This is a genomic window from Amycolatopsis sp. AA4, assembly GCF_002796545.1.
Taxonomy (GTDB): domain Bacteria; phylum Actinomycetota; class Actinomycetes; order Mycobacteriales; family Pseudonocardiaceae; genus Amycolatopsis.
On sequence record NZ_CP024894.1, the window covers coordinates 4,843,978 to 4,864,538 of the forward strand.

Consider the following 20,561-nt stretch of genomic DNA (forward strand, 5'->3'; position numbering starts at 1 on the left):
ATGAGCCTCGGAGTGCAAGGCTTGGGCTCGGAGGCCTGCCACTCGCGCGAGGCAAACCGGCAACCCGCGGAATCTCAACCGCAGGTCCGGCACACGCCGTTGACCCCGGCGCCCAAAGCTCCAGGCCCGAACCCGGCACCCGCACAAGGCAAGCCAGCAACTCGCCCAGCCTCAACCACGAGTCCGGCACACGCCCTTCACCTCGGCACCCAAAGCCCCAGGCCCGAACCCCGCATCACGCAAGGCAAGCCAGCAGCCCGCCAGCCTCAACCACGAATCCGGCACGCGCCCTTCACCCGAGCACCCAAGCCTCCAGGCCCGAACCGCCATTCACGCAAGGCAAAGCCGCCGTGACCGCCCAGCACCCAGTAGCCAATCCGGCGCGCAAGTCACCGCCACGCCGGGCCCGCCTCGGCATGCGAACCCGGCGGGCACTCGTCAGTCCACTCCCTCCTCCGCTTCGCGGAGACTCGGCGGTGTCGGCAGATGGTTTCCGGGATGCTCCGGATCGCAGCCGACCCGGGGCAAGCGGGCCCGGATCCCGCCGGGTGTGCGCGCGAAATGGCGGGCCAGCTCGGCCACCGTATCCCCGGCGAGCCAGCGGGCCTCCAGGTCCGCGTCCATCTCGTCGGTCCACGGCCGCCCCTGCTGTGCCGGACGTCCGCGCGATCTTCGCCGCGAACCGCCGCCCGCGAAGGTGCGCAGGCTCGTGTCGAGCAGTTCCGCGACGGTCGCCACGGACGCCACGTCGAGTTCGAGTCTGCCTTCGACGACGGGTTCGCCGTCCGGCCGTTCTCCGCCGACCGTGACGGTGACTCGCTCCGGCTCGCCGTCTTCGGTGCGGGTGACGACGGCGACCTGGTACTGGACATCTCCTGACCGGACCTCGGTCCGGTGCTCCTGAATGATCGTCATGGCCGCGAAGGTATCCGCGACCCCCGACAATTTTCGATCACTTAACGCGATCGGGTGACTGCGGTCCGAAATTGTCAGACCCCCGCCGTAGCGTCCCCGGCGACCCGAAAAGCAACCGAGGGGGATCGGTGGACCAGCGGAAAAGAACGATGCCCCGGCCTGACAGAGCAGGCCGGGGCATCGCGAAGAACGACTCAGAAGCGCAGCAGACCGGCAAGCAGGCCCTGCTTCTCCTCCGCCGCGGCCTTCGCCTGAGCATCGGCCTTCTGCTGCGCGCCGGAGGCGACCGGAGACGGAACCGGCTGCGGCACCGGAGCGCATTGGACGTCAGAGCGGTCGGCGCGCACCCGCTTCGGCAACGCGCCGGTGGCGAGGTAGTCAGCGACCCGGTCGTCCACGCACGAAACGCCGGACAGCGATCCGGCGTGCGTGGTCCCGCCAGGCGCGCTGATGAGGCTCGAACGCGGGTAGCGCTTGCGCACTTCGAGGCTCCCCGAGTACGGCGTGGCCGCGTCGAGTTCCTCGCTGATCAGCAGCGCGCCGCTCGCCTTCGACCCGTCGACCTCCACCGGCTTGCCCGCCTTCGCGGGCCAGTTCAGGCAGGTGGCGTTGTACCAGGTGTTGCTCCAGGTCTCGAAGGGCGCGCGGGAGTGGGTGGCCCAGGCGTCGCGGCGCCAGCGGTCCCAGTCCTGCGGCCACTGCGCGTCGGTGCACTGCACCGCGTTGTAAACCGCGTAGCCGTTGTCGTCGCCGGGCGCGTTCGACTTGTCGTACAACGCTTTCAGCGTCTGCCAGTCGCCGCGGTGCACCCATCCGTCGAACGCCTTGGCCATGTCTTCCCAGCCGAACACGTAGTAGCCGGCCTGCAGGAAGATGTCGGTCCACTCGTCGCCGCCGAGCACGCCGCCCGCCGGGGCGCGGTCGAGCTTGCGCTGCTGCGCGTACCAGAGCTGCTCGACGGCCGAGCCGGTCTTGCCGAGGTGGTAGACGTCGTCGTACTTCGCGAGCCAGTCGAAGTAGATCTTGATGTTGCGGTCGAAGGCGACGTCCTGGTCCAGGTTGGCGTCGTACCAGACCTTGCGCGGGTCGACGTTCCCGTCGAGCACCATCCGGCGCATGCGGTCCGGGTACAGCGTGCTGTACACCTGCCCGAGGTAAGTGCCGTACGAGAAGCCGTAGTAGTTGATTTGCTGCTGGCCCAGCGCCTTGCGAAGGCTTTCCATGTCCTGCGCGACGTCGGTGGTCTTGACGTGCTCCAGCAGCGGACCGTTCTTCGCGCAGGCCTCCGCGTAGCCCTTCGTGCGGGCACGCCAGGTGCTCTCCAGTTGCGGCGTCTTCGGCACGTAAGCCGGGCGGACCGGTGCGAAGTAGTTCCCGTCGCACGTGAGAGCCGGTTTGCTGGAGCCGACGCCGCGCGGGTCGAAGCCGATCCAGTCGTAGCTGTCGCCGGCGTGCTTGGGCACGTTCCGGCCGAGCACCGAAAGACCGAGCCCGGAACCTCCGGGGCCGCCCGGGTTCACCAGCAGCACGCCCTGGTACTTCGCGGTCTTGTGCTTCACCCGGGAGACGGCGATCTGCACCGTCTGGCCCGACGGCTGCACGTAGTCCATCGGGACCACGAGGAACCCGCACTCGGCTCCCGCCTTGGCGAGGCCCGGTGCGGAACACGGTCCCCACTTGATCGGCGGCGGCGCGTAGTCCGCCCCTTCGGGCGGCGCCGCGGTGGCGGCGGGTGCGACAGCCAGCGTTCCGGCCGCGACAGCGGCGGCGGCCAGCGCGGTGACGATTTTCCTCACAGTGGTCCTTTGCGTCCGACGGCAACCAGGGCTCGTCGAAGCTACCGGCTGCGCGGCAGAATCTCGTTTCCCGACACGAGCCGCGCTGTCCCCCGATCGTCGGGATCCGAGACGACGGAGGTGGTCCTCGATGGAGGCGGGCGAAGCGTTGCGCACGGCGGTCCGAACCGGGCTGGCCGAGCTGGCGGACCCGGTCAAAGCAGCGGAAATGCAGGCGTACATGAAGTCCGCGATGCCGTTCCGCGGCGTGCCGAAACCGCCGCGCGGCAAGCTCATGAAGGCGGTTCTGGCCGAGCATGTTTTGCCCGATCGAGTGACGTACGCCGAGACCGTGCTCGCGTTGTGGCGGGAGGCGGAGTATCGCGAGGAGCGGTACGCGGCGATCGACCTCTCGGGGCACCGCGCCTATCGACAGTGGCAGGACCCGGAGCTGCTGGAGATGTACGACGAGCTGATCGTCACCGGGGCGTGGTGGGACTACGTCGACGAGGTCGCGATCCGCCGGGTCGGGCCTATCCTGCGCGAGCACCGGGCGGCGGTCACGCCGGTTCTGCGGCGTTGGATGACAGACGCCGATCGCTGGCGCCGGCGAACGGCCGTGATCTGTCAGGTCAGCGCGAAGGGCGAGGTGGACCAGAAGCTGCTCGCGGACGCGATCGAGGCGAACCTCGACGATCGGGATTTCTTTCTGCGCAAGGGGATCGGCTGGGCGTTGCGGGATCACGCGCGTGCCGAGCCGGAGTGGGTCCGCGCGTTCGTCCGGGCGCACCCGGGGCTGTCCCCGTTGTCCACCCGGGAGGCGATGAAGCACCTCTAGTGAAGTGAAATCGCGGCACCAGAAAGGAGGGATGCCATGACACCAGCGCTCCCCCGCCCCGGCTGACCGGCCGGTGGCCGGAGCGCGGGGCGGGGACAGCATCGGATCAGGCGCGGAGCGTCGCTCCGAAGCGCTCGCCGGCGGCGGCGACCGCGGCGTCGCGGGCCTTGGTGGCCTCGTCGACGGTGAGGGTGCGGTCCGCGGCGCGGAAGCGGAGCTTGTACGCCAGGGAACGCTTGCCTTCGCCGAGCTGCTCGCCGGTGTAGACGTCGAAGAGGGTGATCTCCTCGAGCAGTTCGCCGGCGCCTTCGCGGAGCACGTCGGCGAGGTCGGCGGACGGGACGTCCGTGCCGGCGACCAGGGCGACGTCCAGCAGCACCGGCGGGTAGGCCGAGATGTTGGGCGCCGGACGGGAGTCGGGCAGCGGGATCGCGTCCAGGTCGAGTTCCATGGCGACCGTGCGCGGCGGCAGGCCGAGGGCCTCGACGACCTTCGGGTGCAGTTCGCCCGCGTGGCCGACCGGCCAGTCGCCCACGCGCAGCTGGGCGCAGCGGCCCGGATGCCAGGGCAGCAGGTCGGCGGCCTGCACCGTGAGCTGCACGCCGGAGGCCTCGGCCACCAGGCGCGCGGCCTGCACGGCGTCGGCCCAGCCGGCCTGGTCGCCCTTGCCCCACCAGCCGGCGCGCGGGCGCTGGCCGCTGAGGACGACGGCGACGTGCACCGGCTGCGCGGGCACGGCGGCCTCCAGCACGGCGAGGTCCTCGTCGCTCGGGCGGTGCTCGACGCCGAGGTCCGGGACCTTGAGCTGGTTCGGCTTCGGCAGCACGACCTGGCCGACGTGGAACAGCGACACGTCCTTCAGGCCGCGGGAAACGTTGCGCTGCAACGTCTCCAGCAGGCCCGGCAGGAGGGTGGTCGCCATCCGGTCGTGGTCGGCTTCGAGCGGGTTACGCACGCGCACGGTGGTGCGGCGGATGTCGTCCTCGGGCAGGCCGAAGGCGTCCCACACCGCGTCGCCGATGAACGGGAACGGGCGCACCTCGACGTAGCCCGCCTCGGCGAGCGCGCCGGACACCGCGCGGCGGCGGCGCTGCACGTCGGTGAGACCGCGGCCCGCGGGCGCGGCGGGCAGGACCGACGGGATGCTGTCGTAGCCCTCGAGCCGCAGGACCTCCTCGACGAGGTCGGCGGGCTGCACGAGGTCGCCGCGCCAGCTCGGCGGGGTCGCGGTCACGAGGCCGACGCCCTGGTCGCTCGTGCTGAGCTGGACCTTGCAGCCGATCTGGCCGAGCCGCCGGACCGTGACGCCGCGTTCGTAGCGGACGCCGGCGACCTGGTCGGGCAGGTTGATCGGCATGGTGACCGGGGCGTGCGGGGCGACGCCGCCGACGTCGGTGCGGCCCGGGCGGATCGCGCCGTCGCCGTACTGGCGCAGCAGCCGCGCGGCGAGTTCCACCGCGGCCGCGCACAGCGCCGGGTCGGTGTAGCGCTCGAACCGCTTCGCCGCCTCGGAGAACAGCTTGTGCCGGCGCGCGGTGCGGCTGATCGACGCCGGGTTCCAGTGCGCCGCCTCGAGAAGCACGTCCGTGCTCTCCGGCGTGATCTCCGTGCTGGCGCCGCCCATCGTGCCGGCGAGGGAGATGACGCCGCTGTCGTCGGCGATCACGATGTCGTCCGCGTCGAGGGTGCGCTCCACGTCGTCGAGCGTCGTGAGCTTCTCCCCCGCCTTCGCGCGGCGGACCACCAGGTCGCCCTGGATGGAGCCGGTCGCGAACGCGTGCAGCGGGTGGCCGAGTTCGAGCATGACGTAGTTGGTGACGTCGACCGCGAGCGAGATGGACCGGATGCCGGCCAGCATCAGGCGGCGGCGGATCCGCCACGGCGTCGGCGCGGTCGCGTCGAGACCGGTGACGCGGCGGAGCACGAACCGCGGGCAGCCCTCGGGGTCCTCGACCCGGACCGGCCACGCCTCGCCCTCGGCTTCCGGGAAGTTGTCGAGCATCGCCGGGTCGCCGAAGGGCACGTCGAGCGCGTTCGACAGTTCGCGCGCCAGGCCGCGGATCGACAACGCGTAGCCGCGGTCCGGGGTCGGCGTGACCTCGATGACGGTGTCGTCTAGGCCGAGCAGTTCCTTCGCGTCGTCGCCCGGGCTCGCGGTGCCCGGCGGCAGCACGAGGATGCCGCTGTGGTCGTCGCCGAGGCCGAGTTCGGCCGCCGAGCAGATCATGCCGTCGCTGATCTTGCCGTACGTCTTGCGCGCGGCGATCTCGAAATCGCCCGGCAGGACCACGCCCGGCAGGGCGACCACGACGAGGTCGCCCTCGGCGAAGTTGCTCGCGCCGCAGACGATGCCGCGCGTCTTGATGCCGTGCGGGCCCTCGTTCTCGAGCGGGCCGTCGTCCTCGTCTTCGTCCTCTTCGGACAGTTCCGCGTCGTCGGGCTCCGGGTCGGGTTCCTCGCCGACCTCGACGCGGCAGAACCGCACCGGCTTCTTGAAGCCGGTCAGCTCCTCGATCTCCGCGACGCGGCCGACCACGAGCGGGCCGGTCACCGGGCCGAGCTCGCTCAGCTCGTCGACCTCGATCCCGATCCGCACGAAGGCGTCGGCCAGGTCCTGCGGCGTGACGTCGGCATCCACCTCGAGATGCTCGGTCAGCCAGCTCACCGGGACTCGCACTACGCCTCCGTTCCGAAGGGAAGGGTGAACCGGACGTCGCCTTCGACCATGTCGCGCATGTCCGGGATGCCGTTGCGGAACTGCAGGGTCCGCTCGATGCCCATGCCGAACGCGAAGCCGGAGTAGACCTCCGGGTCGACGCCGCACGCGCGCAGGACGTTCGGGTTGACCATGCCGCAGCCGCCCCATTCGACCCAGCCGGGGCCGCCCTTCTTCTCCTCGAACCAGACGTCGACCTCCGCCGACGGCTCGGTGAACGGGAAGAAGTGCGGGCGCAGCCGCGTCTTGGAGCTCTCGCCGAACATCGCGCGGGCGAACGCGTCGAGCGTGCCCTTGAGGTGCGCCATGGTGAGGCCCTTGTCGACGGCGAGGCCCTCGACCTGGGTGAACACCGGCGTGTGCGTGGAATCGAGTTCGTCGGTGCGGTAGGTGCGGCCCGGGCACACGACGTACACCGGCAGGTCGCGGTGCAGCAGGCTGCGGGCCTGCACCGGCGAGGTGTGCGTGCGCAGCACCAAGCCGGAGCCTTCCTCGCCGACGTAGAACGTGTCCTGCAACTGGCGCGCCGGGTGGTCCTTGCCGAAGTTGAGCGCGTCGAAATTGAACCACTCCGCCTCGAGCTCGGGCCCTTCGGCGACCTCGTAGCCCATGGCGACGAAGACGTCGGCGATGCGCTCGGACAGCGTGCTGATCGGGTGCCGGGCTCCGCGCGGGACCTGGTCCCACGGCAGCGTGACGTCGACGGCCTCCTCGCGGAGCACGCGCTCGTCGCGCTCGGCCTGCAACGCGGCGCGGCGCGCGTCGAACGCGGACTGCACCGCCTGGCGGGCCTCGTTGACGCGCTTGCCCGCGTCGGCCTTCTCCTGCTTCGGCAGCGCGGCGATCTCGCGGCGCGCCAGCAGCACCGGCGACTGGTCCCCGAGATGGGCCGGTTTGACGGCGGCGAGCGCGTCCAGGTCGGCCGCGCCGGCGAAGGCGTCCTCGGCCGCCTTGATCGCCGCGCGCAGGGTCTCCGGTGCGAGCACGTCGACCGGCTGTTCTGTGGCTCCGGACATGACTCCTCGGCGTCCCGCTGGGACTGGTGTTGTCGGCGGCACGCGGGCATGCCGCCGCACGTGCACATCGGGCAGCTCAGTCTAGGGGATCGGGTGCCGGGCCTGGCCGCTCACCCTCCGCTTCCGGAGCGCCCGCGCCGGATCCGCCCCGTGATCACGACCGACCGTCGCCGAGGACCCGAACGGTGGTCAGCGAATCAGGTGAGTGCTGCCGCGCGACCGGCTTGCGGCGAAGGCGCTTCCGGGTGCCTGCGAAGGAGGGCTGGGATGGGTGCCGTTGCGCGTGACGGACTGCGCTGGGCTGGACGACGCCCGAAGTGATCGGCGAGAGGACCGCGGAGTGTGAGGATCGACGGGCGGGAAGCGCGGTGCGGCTCGTTCGGCGGCCGAGGGTGGGCGGTGATTCGGCGAGTGCCGACGACACCAAGCCCGGCGCGCCCGAAAACCCTCTCCCGGTGCGGCTTTCTGCAGTGACAAGGCGGAACCCCGACGGCGGGGGAAGCCAGGCGTCCTGGTCCGCGTCAGCCAGCCGGTGTGGCAGCAGCCGGAAGCCATCGAAGATGCGCGGCTGCCTTGCAACGGGGGCCGCCAGCGCCACCACCTTGCGGGGCCATCGCATCGCGCGGCGGGACCGGCAATGCCGGGAGGTCTTCGACGATCAGCTCGAAGCCCTGGCCCGGACCACAGCGGATCCTCTCCGAGCGAGACGCGACCGGCGAACCCGGGTGGCGCGTATCCATGCAGGGAGCCGTCAGTTGGGGTGGCCGCCGGTCCGGCAGGCGTGCCGGAGAACCAGCCGGATCAGCGGTGCGCGGCCATCGCAGCGGTGTAGACGCAGACCGCGGCGGCGGTGGCCAGGTTGAGGCTTTCCGCCTTGCCGTACAACGGGATCCGGACTGCTTCGTCGACCGACGAGAGGACGTCCTCGGGCAGGCCGTGTGCCTCGTTGCCGAAGATCCACGCCACCGGGTCTCCGAAGCGCACGGTCTCCAGCGAGGCCGACGCGTAACCGTGGGCGGCGAGGGTGCGCAGGCCCGCCGCACGGAGGGCGGTCAGGACTGCCGGGATGTTGCGGGCGCGGGCCAGCGGGACGTGGAACGTCGATCCCGCGGCGGCGCGGACGCTTTTTCCGTTGTGCGGGTCGACCGTGTCGCCGGCCAGGACGACCGCGTCGGCGCCGGCGGCGTCGGCTACCCGGATCACGGTGCCCGCGTTGCCGGGTTCGGCGACGTCGACCAGGACCACGACCAGGCGGGCCGAGGCGAGAACTGTCTCCAGTGGACGGTCGACCAGCGAGCAGACCGCGACGATGCCTTGCGGGGTCACGGTTTCCGACAGGCCCGCGGCGGCGCGTTCGGTGATCGGCGACACGCGGGGGGCCGCTTCGACCAAGGACGGGTGCGCGGCGGCGGCGCGTTCGGTCACGAAGAGTTCGTGGACCGTGCCGTGCGCCAGGGCCGACGTGACCGCGTTGACCCCTTCGGCCAGGAAACGGCCGGTTTTCTCTCGTTCTGCGCGCCGGGTCAGTTTGCGCGCAGCAACGACCCGGGGGGTCCGTTCGGTGAACGGATCCGCCCCGGGCCGGAAAATGCTGCCGGTCAGGCCGACTTCGCTTCGCCGGTCGTGACGTTCGCCTTGGCGAGCTCGGCGAGCGCGGTGAAGGCGGCGGCGTCGTTGACCGCGAGGTCCGCGAGGATCTTGCGGTCCACCTCGACACCGGCGGCCTTCAGGCCCTGGATGAACCGGTTGTAGGTGACGCCGTTGGCGCGAGCGGCCGCGTTGATGCGGGTGATCCACAGCTGGCGGAAGTCACCCTTGCGCGCGCGGCGGTCGCGGTAGGCGTAGTTGAGCGAGTGGAGCGTCTGCTCCTTGGCCTTGCGGTACAGCCGCGAACGCTGGCCGCGGTAACCGCTGGCCAGTTCGAGAGTCGCGCGACGCTTCTTCTGGGCGTTGACCGCCCGCTTGACGCGTGCCACTGGTCCATCCTGTCGAATTCGGGGGGTGCGGGGACCCCGGGGTGGTCGGGAAAGGGTGCGGGCCTCAGCGGCCGAGCAGGCGCTTCACTCGGCTGACGTCGTTCTGGGCGACCTCGGTGGTGCCCTCGAGACGACGGGTGAGGCGGTTGGACTTCTTCTCCATCAGGTGGCGGCGGCCGGCCTTCTGGCGGCGCAGCTTGCCCGAACCGGTGATGCGGACCCGCTTCGACGTGCCCTTGTGCGTCTTCATCTTCGGCATGGTTGTTCGTCCTCTTCCGTGCGGCGGCACACCGGAAAACCCGGTGTGCCGCTGACTGTGCTGGTCGGCGCCGGGGCGCGCTACGCCTCGGGAGCCGGTTCGGCCTTCGCGGCCTTCGGCTTCACGTTCTTGTGCGGGGCCAGCACCATGATCATGTTGCGTCCGTCCTGCTTCGGCGACGATTCCACGAAGCCGAGCTCGGTGACGTCGTCGGCGAGCTTCTGCAGGAGCCGGAAGCCGAGCTCCGGCCGGGACTGCTCGCGACCGCGGAACATGATCGTGACCTTGACCTTGTTGCCCGCCGCCAGGAACCGCGACACGTGACCCTTCTTGGTCTCGTAGTCGTGCTGGTCGATCTTCGGCCGCAGCTTCTGTTCCTTGATGACGGTCAGATGCTGGTTGCGGCGGGAGTCGCGGGCCTTCTGGGCGCTCTCGTACTTGAACTTGCCGAAGTCCATGAGCTTGGCCACCGGCGGGCGGGCCTGCGGGGCCACCTCGACGAGGTCGAGGTCCGCCTCCTGCGCCAGCCGCAGTGCATCCTCGATCCGGACGATGCCGACCTGCTCGCCGTTGGGGCCGACGAGCCGGACTTCCGGCACCCGGATGCGGTCGTTGATGCGTGTCTCGGAGCTGATGGGGCCTCCTTGGTCCGAGTGATGTTTTCTCGTTCGACCTGGTGCCCACACGATTCAGGCCCCGTCGCCGGCTGCTGCCGGTGCACGGGGCCCGCTCTGTCTCCGATCGCGCCCGGCCGGACGGCCGAACGCTTCGCCTCCGCAGTACGCTGCCCGGACGGCAGTGCACCACTTCGGCGAGACCGGACCCGGACACCTCAGGCGGTGACGCGGGTGGGAGCGGGGCTCCACTTGCCGCCCCCGATCGCTCGGGAGCTGGTCGCACATGGAAGGGTACCAGACGTGTCTGAACAACCTTCGCCACCGCCCCCGTATTCCCCCGACGACCGCAGGCTCGAGGAGATCCCGAGCGTCGAGGTGATCAGCCGCGCCGCCGTCATGCTGCTGTCCGCGGGGGCCGAACGCCTCGGCCTCTCCCACGCCGACCCGGAGAACTCGCCGCACCGCGACCTCGACGAGGCGCGCCGCCTCATCACCGCGCTCGCCGGGCTCGTGACCGCCTCCGCCGAGTACCTCGGCCTGCACGCCGGGCCCCTTCGCGACGGGCTGCAGTCGCTGCAGAAGGCGTTCCGCGAGGCGTCGGTCGTGCCGGACCCGCCGGGCCAGGGGCCGGGCGAGAAGTACACCGGGCCGGTTTACTGACCCGCCTCCGAGAGCTGTCCGAAGACCCGTCCCGCGGCATCGCCGGGCGGGTCTTCGCCGTTTCGGAGAAACGGACACAGCGACCCGGGCCGCCGACCCGCTTCCCCGAAAGCCGGTGCAGGCCGCCCTGAGGAATCAGAGTCCGCGAAGGCGACCCTCCCGAACCGGCGGCTGGTCGCGAGAGACCCCGCGGGGACCAGCGGTCGTGAAGGACTCCTTGAGGGAATTGGATTCCCTCAAGGAGTCCTTCACGGACTTCTACGGCCGCCGAGGAAACCCGGACACAGCACAGCCGCCCGAACGGAGCCCCAGGGGAACCAGCGGATCTCAGCGGCTCCGAGTGGTTGCCCCCGCCGACCGCCGACATCTAACATGTTAGATGTGAGTGCACTCCCCAAGGTCTCCCGGCCGCTGCTGCGCGACGAGGCGTACGAGCGGATCCGGCACGCCATCATCGACGGCAGCCTCCCGCCGGGCACTCCCCTGCGCGACGCCGACCTCGCCGAGCAGCTCGGGTTGTCCCGCGCCCCGGTCCGGCAGGCGTTGCTGCGGCTGGCCGAGGACCGGCTGGTCGTGTCGAAGCCGCAGAGCTACACGAGGGTCGCCGAGTTCGACGCGGGCGACGTTCGCGACGCGGTGCGGCTCGTCCGGGCGTTGCACGAGCTGGCCGTGCGCGAAGCCCGGCTCGGCCCGCGGCAGTTCGCGGAAATGCGCGAGGCCAACGACCGGTTCCGCGCGGCCGTCGCCGAGGGAGACGTCGGCAAGGCGATCGAAGCGGACGACGAACTGCACGACATCCCGGTGCGCGCGTGCGGCAACCGGGCGGTCGCGGCGACGCTCGACCGGTACACGCCGTTGCTGCGCCGGCTCGAATACGCGCGGTTCAGCTCGCTGCCCGCGCATCGTTCGGTCGCCCGGCACGAGGAACTCATCGCCGCGCTCGAAGCCGGCGACGAAGCGGCCGCCGCGCAGCTCACTTCAACGATTTGGACCGACCTCGAAGCCCTCCTGGAGGACGCGTGACCCTGGTTGATTTCCCCCGTTTCCCGTTGCTCGTCGGGCCTTCCCCGGTGCACCGGCTGGAGCGGCTGACCGAACACCTCGGCGGCGCGGCCGTCTGGGCCAAGCGCGAGGACCTCAACTCCGGCCTCGCCTACGGCGGCAACAAGACGCGCAAGCTCGAATACCTCGTCGCCGACGCGCTCGCCAAGGGCGCGGACACGCTCGTCTCGATCGGCGGCGTCCAGTCGAACCACACGCGGCAGGTCGCGGCCGCGGCGGCGCGGGCCGGGATGAAAGCCGTGCTGGTGCAGGAAAGCTGGGTCGACTGGAACGATCCGCTGCACGACAAGGTCGGCAACATCCAGCTGTCGCGCATCCTCGGCGCGGACGTCCGGCTCGTCGACGCCGGGTTCGGCATCGGCTTCAAGGAAAGCTGGGAGCGCGCGCTGGCGGAGGTCGAGGAGAACGGCGGCACGCCGTACGCGATCCCGGCCGGGGCCTCGGACCACCGGCTCGGCGGCCTCGGGTTCGCGAACTGGGTGCTGGAACTGGAAGAGCAGGAACGCGAACTCGGCGTTTTCTTCGACACCGTCGTGGTGTGCTCGGTCACCGGCAGCACGCAGGCGGGGATGATCGCCGGCGCGGCCGTAAGCGGGAAGCCGCGGCGGATCCTGGGGATCGACGCGTCGGCGAAGCCTGAGGAGACGCGCGAGCAGATCGGGCGGATCGCGAAGCGCACGGCGGAGCTGATCGAGGCCGGGCCGGTCGAAGAACCAGAACTCGACGAGCGTTACCACGCGGGCGTCTACGGGATTCCGGACGAGCGGACGCTCGACGCGATCCGGACCGCCGCGCGGCTGGAAGGCATGATCACCGACCCGGTGTACGAGGGCAAGTCGATGGCCGGGCTGATCGATCTCGTGCGCACCGGCGAGATCGCGAAGGACTCGAACGTGCTGTACGCGCACCTCGGCGGCCAACCCGCGATCAACGCGTACACGAGCGTGCTCGGCTGACCTGACTGTCCGTGAAGGGCTCCTTGGGGGAATCTGATTCCCTCAAGGAGCCCTTCACGGACCACGAGCACCGTCAGTCGAGGACCGCGAGCACGTCGATCTCGACGAGCAGCCCGGCGGGCAGCCCGACGTACACCGTGGTGCGGGCCGCGTACGGGGCTTCGCCGATCAGTTCGTTGTAGACCTCGTTGAACGCGGCGAAGTGGCTGGTGTCGGTGAGGTACACGCGCACCATCACCGCGTCCGCGAAGCTCGAGCCCGCTTCTTCGAGCAGCGCGGTCAGGTTCTTGAACACCTGCCGGGTCTGGCTCGCGATGTCGTCGCCGACGATCGCGCCGGTGGCCGGGTCGAACGCGACCGAGCCGGCGATCTGCAGGATGTTCCCCTTGCGGACGGCCTGCGAGAAGTTCGCCGGCGGCTTCGGCGCGTTCTCGCTGGTGATCGCCGTCTTGCCCATCATTGCCCCTTTCCGTTCCCCGTCCATCCACTGTGGACGGAAGCTTCTTCGGCGGCGGCCAGCAGCTCGGGCACGAGCGCCAGCAGCCCTTCATAGTCAAGCAGGACTTTCGGCACCGACATAGAGGCCGCGGCGAGCACTTCGCCGCCCGCGCCGCGCACCGGCGCGGAAATGCAGTGGATGAAGTCCTCGTGCTCGGCGTTGTCCACGGCGTACCCGCGCTCAGCGACCTGGTCCAGCTCGGCCAGATACGCCTCGGGCGTGGTGATCGTGTTGGCGGTGAGCACCACGTAGTCGATCGAGCGGGCGATCTCCTCGCGTTTCGCCCTCGGCATCGCCGCGACCAGCACCTTGCCGACCGCGGTGCAGTGCAGCGGCGCGCGTTTGCCGACCCGCGAATACATCCGGACCGCGTGGTGTCCCTCGAACTTGTCGATGTACACCACCTCACCGTCCTCATAGGACGCCAAGTGCACGGTGTGCCCGGTGCGCGAGTTCAGCGCGGCCAGCGCGTCGTGCGCGCTGCGCCGGACGTCGCGGTCTTCCAGCGCCTGGTTGGCGAGGTCGAAAAGCGCGCTGCCGAGCCGGTAGTGCCGGGTCCCTTCGCGGCGCACGAAATGGTGCGCTTCGAGGGTGCGCAGGAGCCGCAGCACGGTCGTCTTGTGCACGCCGATCTCTTCGGCCAGTTCGTCGAGTGTCTTGCCCCCGCGGGCGAGGCCGCTCAGCAGTGTCAGCGCGCGGTCGAGACTTTGGCTCACGTGGCCACCACTCCCTCTCCGGTGAGCCGGACCGAACCCCAGCTGTCGGCGTCCGCCCGCACCAGTTCCGTCACGACGGCCTCGGCCAGCGGCACGCCGACGTCGTCTTGAGTCAACAGGGTCGCGGCAGCTTGCAGGTGCCCGCGCCGGAGCCTCGTCAACGGGTCGGCTCCGCGCAATGTCGCGGCCAGGAAGCCAGCCGCGAAGGCGTCGCCCGCGCCGACCGGCTCGACAACGTCCACCCGGAGCGCGGGCGAAAAAAGTGGTTCGGCCGCGCCCTCGACAAGAGTCGCGCCGCGTTCGCCGTGCTTGACCACCAGCGTGCGCGGGCCGGGCAGGAGGGCGCGCAGCTCTGCCGGATCGCCGGTGCCCCACACACGTTCGGCCTCGTCGTCGCCGGTCAGCACCAGATCGGCCTTCCCGGCGAGTTCGGCGAGGACCGACTGGTCGCGTCCGGTCCACAGCGCGGGGCGGTGGTTGACGTCGAAGGACACGAGCAGGTCGCCGCGCGGACGGTCGAGCAGTGCGCGGACGAGGGCGAGGCAGCTGTCCGAAAGCGCGGGCGTGATCCCGGAAAGGTGCAGCACGCGAACGCCGGAGAAGTCCAATGTGGACACCAGCTCCGGGCCCATGCCGGACGCGGCGGACCCCGTGCGGTAGTAGCGGACCGGACTGCCGCCCGCGCCGCTTTCCTTGACATACAGCCCGGTCGGGCGGGTCGGGTCGACCACGACGCCGCGGACGTCCACGCCCGCCGCCGCGATCTCACGGACGAGCGCGCGGCCGAACGGGTCGTCGCCGACCGCGCTCACCCAACCGCTGCGCACGCCGAGGGCGGGCAGGTGGCACGCGACGTTCGACTCCGCGCCGCCGACGGTGCGCAGCCAGGTGCGCACCTCGTCCGGCGGGCCGGGTTCGGCGGGCACGAACAACGCCATCGACTCGCCGATGCAGAGCACTTCAGGCGGTATTCCAGGCGACGCTGTCGGACTGCTGGTCACTGACGTTCCTTCCCCGTTGACCTGTGGCCACCCGGATGCTACACCTAGGCAACGCATTTTGCGCAACGTCCGTTGCAAGATACGCAACCGAGGTCCCAGATGAACAGCAACGCCGCTCTCACCGCCGCCGTCCGAGCCGGGCGCGGCGAACGGATCGACTGGCGCTTCCGCGCCCTCCCCCCGGCCCTGTCCGGGCTCACGCTCGACGAAGCCGCGGCCCGCCGCGCGAAGCTCTTCGACGACGGCTTCTTCGGTCCGTTCGTGGTGCTCGACGCGGACGCGCTGGAGCACAACCTCGCCACCATGGCCCGCTGGTGCGCCGAACGCGGGATCGCGCTCGCGCCGCACGGCAAGACGACGATGGCTCCGGAGCTGTTCGCGCGGCAGCTGGAGCACGGCTCGTGGGGCATCACCGCGGCGAACGCCGGGCACGTGCGGATCTACCGCGCGTTCGGCGTGCCGCGGATCCTGCTGGCGAACCAGCTCGTGGACCCGTCCGCGCTGCGCTGGCTCGCCGGCGAGCTGGCGGCGGATCCGGACTTCGAGTTCGTCTGCTGGGTCGACTCGGTGCGCAGCGTCGAGCTGATGACCGAAGCGCTCGCCGGCGCCGAGCGGCCGGTCGACGTGCTGGTGGAACTGGGCGGCGAAGGCGGCCGCACCGGTGTCCGCGACGCCGCGACCGCGCTTGCCGTTGCCGAGGCCGCGGCGAAGAGCCCAGTGCTGCGGCTAAGGGGCACGGGCGGCTACGAAGGTGCGCTCTCGCACCACACCGACGAAGCGGCGCTGGCGAAGATCAGTTCCTATGTGGACACTCTGCGCGACGCGACGATCACCTTCGCGGAAAAGGGTTTGCTCGCCGACGGTCCGGTGTACGTCACCGCGGGCGGCAGCGCGTACTTCGACCGCGTCGTGGACGAGCTGACCAAGCCGTGGCCGGACGGTCTCGAAGTGGTCCCGATCCTGCGCAGCGGCGCGTACCTGACCCACGACGACGGCTTCTACCGCGAGATCTCGCCGCTCGGCGAACACCCGCGCATCGCGGGCGTCGACAGCTTCCGTCCGGCGCTGCACGCGTGGGCGCAGGTCACGTCGAAGCCGACGCCGGAGCTGGCGCTGCTCACCGCGGGCAAGCGCGATCTGCCGTACGACGAAGGCATGCCGGAGCCGCAGCTGCTGCGCAAGGACGGCGTGGTCACCGAACTGACCGGGCACGCCGTCCTGAAGCTCAACGACCAGCACGCGTTCCTCGAACTGCCCGAAGGCTCGCCGGTCGAGGTCGGTGACTGGGTGCGACTCGGGTTGTCGCATCCGTGCACGACGTTCGACAAGTGGTCGCTGCTGCCGGTCGTGGATGCCGACGGCGAGACGGTGGTCGATTTCGTGCGGACGTGGTTCTGATGGATCTCGTGATCCGCGGCGCCCGAGTCGCCGACGGAACCGGGGCCCCGCTGGAAATCCGCGACGTCGGGATCGCCGGCGACCGCATCGCCGACGTCGCAGCGCCGGGAGAGCTGACCGCGCCGCGCGTGCTCGACGCGACCGGGCTGGTCCTCTCCCCCGGCTTCGTCGACATGCACTCGCATTCCGACCTGCAGGTGCTCGCCAACCCGGAGCACCTGGCGAAGATCAGCCAGGGCGTGACCACCGAGGTGCTGGGCCAGGACGGCCTGTCCTACGCGCCGGTCGACGACGAGGTGCTCGCGAGCCTGCGCCAGCAGCTGGCCGGATGGAACGACGACCCGGCGGGCTTCGACTGGAACTGGCGTTCGGTCGGCGAATACCTGGACCGGCTCGACCAGGGCATCGCGACGAACGCCGCGTACCTCGTCCCGCAGGGCACGGTGCGGATGCTGGTGGTGGGCTGGGAAGACCGGCCCGCCACCGACACTGAGCTGGCGCGAATGCAGGAACTGATCGCGACCGGGTTGGAGGAAGGCGCGTTCGGGCTGTCGTCCGGGCTCACCTACACGCCCGGGATGTACGCGACCACCGAGGAACTGGTCGAGCTGTGCCGCGTGGTCGGCGAGCGCGGCGGCTACTACAGCCCGCACCACCGCAGCTACGGCGCGGGCGCGCTGGAGGCGTTCGCGGAGATGGTCGACGTCTCCCGGCACTCCGGCTGTCCGCTGCACCTCGCGCACGCGACGATGAACTTCTCGGTCAACAAGGGCAAAGCGCCGGATCTGCTGCGGCTGCTGGACAACGCGCTCGACGACGGCTGCGACATCACGCTCGACACCTACCCGTACCTGCCCGGCGCGACCTATCTGTCCGCGCTGCTGCCGAGCTGGTCCACCGAAGGCGGTCTGGAGCCGACGCTCGCCCGGCTGTCCGATCCGGACACTCACGAACGCATCCGCGCCGAGATCGAAGAGTCCGGTTCGGACGGTGCGCACGGCGTGCCCATCGATTGGGACGCCATCGAAATCAACGGTGTCCGCCGCGAGGAAAACGCCGCGTTGGTGGGACACAGCGTCCTCGCCTCCGCGCGCGCCGCCGGGAAACCCCCGGCAGACCTGTATTTCGACACGCTGATCGACGAAAAGCTCGGCACGTCCTGCCTCATGCACGTGGGGCACGAGGAGAACGTGCAAGCCATCATGCGGCACCGCACGCACACCGGCGGCTCGGACGGCCTGCTGGTCGGCGCGCGGCCGCATCCCCGGGCCTGGGGCACCTTCCCGCGGTACCTCGCCCGCTACGTCCGCGAACTGGGCGTTCTCGAACTGGCCGACTGCGTCGCGCACCTCACCGGGCGCGCGGCACGGCGGCTGGGGCTGTCCGACCGGGGCCTCGTCCGTCCCGGTTTCGCAGCCGATCTGGTGCTGTTCGACCCGGACACGGTCGCCGACACCGCGACGTTCGACAACCCTCGGCAGCCCGCCGCGGGTCTCTCCCACGTCTTCGTCAACGGCGTCGCCGCGCTCGAAGACGGGTCCCCCACCGGCGCGCTCGCCGGGCATTCCCTTCGCCATCCCGGGAGTCGACGATGATTCACTGGCTGCAGACCAGCACGGCCGGTCTGCTCACGCTGGCCGCGGTGTCCATCGCGGTGCTGCTTTTCCTCATCATCAAGGTGAAGGTCGAACCGTTCATCGCCTTGATCGTGGTGGGCCTGCTCACCGCGCTGGCCGCGGGCGTGCCGGTCGGCACCCTGGTCGGCACCGCGCAGAAGACGTCCGATTCGCTGCTGGAGAAGGGCTTCGGCAGCATTCTCGGGCACATCGCGGCGATCATCGGGCTGGGCACGCTGCTCGGTTCGATCCTGGAGAAATCCGGCGGCGCGCGCGTGCTCACCTCGGCATTGCTGCGGACGTTCGGCGAGAAACGCGCACCGCTCGCGATGGGGCTTTCCGGGCTGATCTTCGGCATTCCGGTGTTCTTCGACATCGGCATTTTCGTGCTCGCGCCGCTGGTTTACGCGGCGGCGAAACAGGGCGGCCGGTCGATCGTGCTGTACGCGATGCCGTTGCTGGCCGGGCTTTCCATCACGCACGCCTTCATCCCGCCGCACCCGGGTCCGGTCGCCGCGGCCGGGCTGCTGCACGTCGATCTCGGCTGGCTGATCCTGATGGGCGCGGTCTGCGGCATCCCGGCCTGGTTCATCGGCGGCATCCTGTACTCGACGTGGATCGGCAAGCGCGTGAACGTGCCGCTGGCCGAGGACTTCGCGCAGCTCGCCGGGGAAGACGGAGAGCAGGAAGGCCCCGCGCCGTCGCTCAAGCTGGTCAGCGGGATCATCGCGGTGCCGCTGGTGCTGATCCTCGTGGGCACGTTCGGCAGCATCCTGCTGCCCAAGGGCTCCACCGGCGCCGGTATCGCGGCGTTCCTCGGCACGCCCGCCATCGCGCTGACCATCGCGACCCTGCTCGCGTCGTGGCTGCTCGGCCGCCGCCGCGGGATGAGCGGCGCGGACCTGGCCCAGCTTTCCGCCAGCGCGCTGCGCCCGGTCGCGATGATTCTCCTCGTGGTCGGCGCGGGTTCGTTCTTCGGCGCGGTGCTGTCCGCCACCGGCATCGGCAAGGCGGTCGCCGGTTCGCTGGGCGACGCCGGGCTTCCGGTGCTGCTGGCGGCCTACATCATCAGCTGCGGCATGCGCATCGCCCAGGGTTCCGCGACGGTCGCGATCGTGACCACGAGCGGCATCGTCGCGCCCACGGTGATGGAACTGCATTATTCGCAAGCACAATTGGCCCTTCTGGTGGTCGCGATCTCGGCCGGGTCGATCATCGCCTCGCACGTGAACGACGGCGGATTCTGGATCGTGTCGCGGTATTTCGGCCTCACCGTGACCCAGACGCTGAAAACCTGGACGGCTTTGGAAACAGTCCTTTCCCTGAGCGGTTTCGGTGTGGCAGCATTGGCGATGGCATTGGTCTGAACCACATCGGCACACGTTCCGGGGGTATTCGATGACCGAGATTTCCCGTCGCACGTTCGTCGGAGCGGTCGGCGCGGCCGGGGCCGCCGCCGTGGCGGGCGCACAGCTCGCCACGGCAGCGCCCCGTCCGCGCGCGGCCACGACGGTGTACGTGGGCAGCTACACCAACAGCGCGCCGGCCGGCCACGGACTGGACGTCACCGAGCGAGCGGCGGGCAGCCCCGCGCTCACGCCGGTGCGCACGGTCGGAAAGCTCACCGACGTCTCCTGGTTCGACCGGACTCGCGACGGCCGGATCCTGTACGTCACCAACGAAAACGAAGGCGCGGAGACCGGCACGGTGTCCGCGCTGGACATCTCCGACCCGGCCCGGCCGAAGCTGCTCGGGTCGGTGTCCTCGAAGGGCGGTTCGCCCACGCATCTTTCGGTGCACCCGAGCCAGAAGTACGTGCTGGCCGCCAATTACGACTCCGGCAGCGTCGTGGTGCTGCCGATCAAGCCCGGCGGCAAGCTCGGCGCGGCCACCGACCTCCAGCAGCACCAGGGCAAGGAGCCGCACGCGCACCAGGTGGTCACCGATCCGTCCGGCAAGTGGGTGCTCGCGGTCGACCTCGGCACCGACTCGGTGTACGTCTACTCGTTCGACACCGCCAAGGGAAAGCTGAAGCTGCACAAGCAGATCACCCTCCCGGCCGGTGCGGGACCGCGGCACCTCGCGTTCCACCCGAACGGCAAATTCGCTTACGTCGCCCAGGAACTGCGGCCGGAGGTCACGGTCGCCAGCTGGGACGCCGCCACCGGCACGTTCAAGCCGATCGCCGTGGTGCCCGCGGTCCCGCCGGGCAGCACCGGCGAACTGTTCCCCGGCGAGATCACTGTGTCGCGCGACGGGAAGTTCGTCTACGCCACCGTCCGCGGCCCCAACACCATCGCCACCTTCACCGTCGCCGACGGCGGAGCCAAGCTCACCTTGGTCTCCTCGGCGCCGTCCGGCGGCAACTGGCCGCGGCATCTCGCGCTGGACCCGGACGAGAAGTGGTTCTACGTCTCCAACCAGCGCTCCGGCACCATCGCTTGGCTGCCGCGCGACCCGGCCACCGGCCTGCCCGGCAAGTCGGCGGGTTCGCTCGCCGTCCCGAACGTCAACTCTGTCTTCTTCGTCTGAGAAAAACCG

The 20,561-nt window shown here is 70.4% G+C and carries 19 protein-coding genes; 8 read left to right on the forward strand and 11 right to left on the reverse strand.

The annotated features are described in order from the left end of the window. Positions 1 to 438 precede the first annotated feature (438 nt). Both CU254_RS22465 and CU254_RS22470 read right to left on the reverse strand, forming a co-directional pair. A complete protein-coding gene (locus tag CU254_RS22465) occupies positions 439 to 915 on the reverse strand; it encodes a hypothetical protein (RefSeq protein WP_037714492.1) in 477 nt (158 codons plus the stop codon). Positions 916 to 1,109: 194 nt separating this feature from the next. Continuing rightward, positions 1,110 to 2,711: an alpha/beta hydrolase gene (locus CU254_RS22470; protein ID WP_009079605.1), complete on the reverse strand. Its 1,602-nt coding sequence runs from the start codon at positions 2,709 to 2,711 to the stop codon at positions 1,110 to 1,112. Between the two features lie 130 nt (positions 2,712 to 2,841). Here CU254_RS22470 and CU254_RS22475 point away from each other — a divergent pair, with 130 nt between their 5' ends. After that, positions 2,842 to 3,528, forward strand: a complete 687-nt coding sequence (locus tag CU254_RS22475; protein ID WP_009079607.1) for a DNA alkylation repair protein — start codon at positions 2,842 to 2,844, stop codon at positions 3,526 to 3,528. 106 nt (positions 3,529 to 3,634) lie between these two features. Here the strand turns inward: CU254_RS22475 and pheT are convergent, their stop codons facing one another. The 6 genes from pheT to infC form a co-directional block, all read right to left on the reverse strand. Then, a complete protein-coding gene (pheT, locus tag CU254_RS22480; protein ID WP_009079608.1) occupies positions 3,635 to 6,205 on the reverse strand; it encodes a phenylalanine--tRNA ligase subunit beta in 2,571 nt (856 codons plus the stop codon). After that, positions 6,205 to 7,260: a phenylalanine--tRNA ligase subunit alpha gene (gene pheS / locus CU254_RS22485; RefSeq protein WP_009079609.1), complete on the reverse strand. Its 1,056-nt coding sequence runs from the start codon at positions 7,258 to 7,260 to the stop codon at positions 6,205 to 6,207. Before pheS ends, pheT begins: the two co-directional genes overlap by 1 nt. Positions 7,261 to 8,061: 801 nt before the next feature. Further along, positions 8,062 to 8,850, reverse strand: a complete 789-nt coding sequence (locus CU254_RS22490) for an RNA methyltransferase (protein WP_199786301.1) — start codon at positions 8,848 to 8,850, stop codon at positions 8,062 to 8,064. Between the two features lie 8 nt (positions 8,851 to 8,858). Beyond that, the gene (gene rplT, locus CU254_RS22495; protein WP_009079612.1) at positions 8,859 to 9,236 is read right to left on the reverse strand and encodes a 50S ribosomal protein L20; all 378 of its coding nucleotides are present in this window, start codon (positions 9,234 to 9,236) and stop codon (positions 8,859 to 8,861) included. Positions 9,237 to 9,300: 64 nt separating this feature from the next. Continuing rightward, a complete protein-coding gene (gene rpmI, locus CU254_RS22500) occupies positions 9,301 to 9,495 on the reverse strand; it encodes a 50S ribosomal protein L35 (protein WP_009079615.1) in 195 nt (64 codons plus the stop codon). Between the two features lie 80 nt (positions 9,496 to 9,575). Then, positions 9,576 to 10,181, reverse strand: coding sequence for a translation initiation factor IF-3 (infC, locus tag CU254_RS22505; RefSeq protein WP_009079616.1), 606 nt, complete (start codon positions 10,179 to 10,181; stop codon positions 9,576 to 9,578). A gap of 231 nt (positions 10,182 to 10,412) precedes the next feature. Between infC and CU254_RS22510 the strand changes: the two genes are divergently transcribed. The 3 genes from CU254_RS22510 to CU254_RS22520 all read left to right on the forward strand — a co-directional run bounded on the left by CU254_RS22510 (position 10,413) and on the right by CU254_RS22520 (position 12,790). Beyond that, on the forward strand, positions 10,413 to 10,772 hold the full coding sequence (locus CU254_RS22510) for a DUF1844 domain-containing protein (protein WP_009079618.1): 360 nt from the start codon (positions 10,413 to 10,415) through the stop codon (positions 10,770 to 10,772). A 381-nt stretch (positions 10,773 to 11,153) separates the two neighbouring features. Further along, on the forward strand, positions 11,154 to 11,795 hold the full coding sequence (locus tag CU254_RS22515; RefSeq protein WP_199785955.1) for a GntR family transcriptional regulator: 642 nt from the start codon (positions 11,154 to 11,156) through the stop codon (positions 11,793 to 11,795). Then, positions 11,792 to 12,790, forward strand: coding sequence for a 1-aminocyclopropane-1-carboxylate deaminase (locus CU254_RS22520; protein ID WP_009079622.1), 999 nt, complete (start codon positions 11,792 to 11,794; stop codon positions 12,788 to 12,790). Before CU254_RS22515 ends, CU254_RS22520 begins: the two co-directional genes overlap by 4 nt. Positions 12,791 to 12,863: 73 nt before the next feature. On the opposite strand, the gene CU254_RS22525 is transcribed toward CU254_RS22520, so the two are convergent. From CU254_RS22525 to CU254_RS22535, 3 genes are read right to left on the reverse strand one after another with little or no spacing between them, the layout of a single operon-like run. Then, on the reverse strand, positions 12,864 to 13,247 hold the full coding sequence (locus CU254_RS22525) for a RidA family protein (RefSeq protein WP_009079624.1): 384 nt from the start codon (positions 13,245 to 13,247) through the stop codon (positions 12,864 to 12,866). After that, a complete protein-coding gene (locus CU254_RS22530) occupies positions 13,247 to 14,005 on the reverse strand; it encodes an IclR family transcriptional regulator (protein WP_009079625.1) in 759 nt (252 codons plus the stop codon). The genes CU254_RS22525 and CU254_RS22530 overlap by 1 nt, the downstream gene beginning before the upstream one ends. Then, positions 14,002 to 14,943 (reverse strand): sugar kinase, encoded by a 942-nt coding sequence (locus CU254_RS22535; RefSeq protein WP_234392884.1) that lies wholly within the window; start codon positions 14,941 to 14,943, stop codon positions 14,002 to 14,004. The genes CU254_RS22530 and CU254_RS22535 overlap by 4 nt, the downstream gene beginning before the upstream one ends. Positions 14,944 to 15,105: 162 nt before the next feature. Between CU254_RS22535 and CU254_RS22540 the strand changes: the two genes are divergently transcribed. The 4 genes from CU254_RS22540 to CU254_RS22555 are packed head-to-tail and all read left to right on the forward strand — an operon-like array spanning position 15,106 to position 20,552. Next, a complete protein-coding gene (locus CU254_RS22540) occupies positions 15,106 to 16,404 on the forward strand; it encodes an amino acid deaminase (RefSeq protein ID WP_009079629.1) in 1,299 nt (432 codons plus the stop codon). Continuing rightward, positions 16,404 to 17,999, forward strand: coding sequence for an amidohydrolase family protein (locus tag CU254_RS22545; protein ID WP_037714498.1), 1,596 nt, complete (start codon positions 16,404 to 16,406; stop codon positions 17,997 to 17,999). The genes CU254_RS22540 and CU254_RS22545 overlap by 1 nt, the downstream gene beginning before the upstream one ends. Beyond that, on the forward strand, positions 17,996 to 19,387 hold the full coding sequence (locus CU254_RS22550) for a GntP family permease (RefSeq protein ID WP_009079632.1): 1,392 nt from the start codon (positions 17,996 to 17,998) through the stop codon (positions 19,385 to 19,387). Before CU254_RS22545 ends, CU254_RS22550 begins: the two co-directional genes overlap by 4 nt. Before the next feature lie 31 nt (positions 19,388 to 19,418). Further along, entirely contained in the window at positions 19,419 to 20,552 is a 1,134-nt protein-coding gene (locus CU254_RS22555; protein ID WP_009079634.1) for a lactonase family protein, read from the forward strand. Positions 20,553 to 20,561: the final 9 nt, after the last annotated feature.

Bases quoted from the DNA above. Each gene is read 5' to 3' on its own strand.
- CU254_RS22465 (WP_037714492.1), bottom strand. From the start codon at position 915: ATGACGATCATTCAGGAGCACCGGACCGAGGTCCGGTCAGGAGATGTC.
- CU254_RS22475 (WP_009079607.1), top strand. From the start codon at position 2,842: ATGGAGGCGGGCGAAGCGTTGCGCACGGCGGTCCGAACCGGGCTGGCC.
- pheS (WP_009079609.1), bottom strand. From the start codon at position 7,260: ATGTCCGGAGCCACAGAACAGCCGGTCGACGTGCTCGCACCGGAGACC.
- rpmI (WP_009079615.1), bottom strand. From the start codon at position 9,495: ATGCCGAAGATGAAGACGCACAAGGGCACGTCGAAGCGGGTCCGCATC.
- CU254_RS22525 (WP_009079624.1), bottom strand. From the start codon at position 13,247: ATGGGCAAGACGGCGATCACCAGCGAGAACGCGCCGAAGCCGCCGGCG.
- CU254_RS22535 (WP_234392884.1), bottom strand. From the start codon at position 14,943: ATGGCGTTGTTCGTGCCCGCCGAACCCGGCCCGCCGGACGAGGTGCGC.
- CU254_RS22540 (WP_009079629.1), top strand. From the start codon at position 15,106: ATGAACAGCAACGCCGCTCTCACCGCCGCCGTCCGAGCCGGGCGCGGC.
- CU254_RS22545 (WP_037714498.1), top strand. From the start codon at position 16,404: ATGGATCTCGTGATCCGCGGCGCCCGAGTCGCCGACGGAACCGGGGCC.
- CU254_RS22550 (WP_009079632.1), top strand. From the start codon at position 17,996: ATGATTCACTGGCTGCAGACCAGCACGGCCGGTCTGCTCACGCTGGCC.
- CU254_RS22555 (WP_009079634.1), top strand. From the start codon at position 19,419: ATGACCGAGATTTCCCGTCGCACGTTCGTCGGAGCGGTCGGCGCGGCC.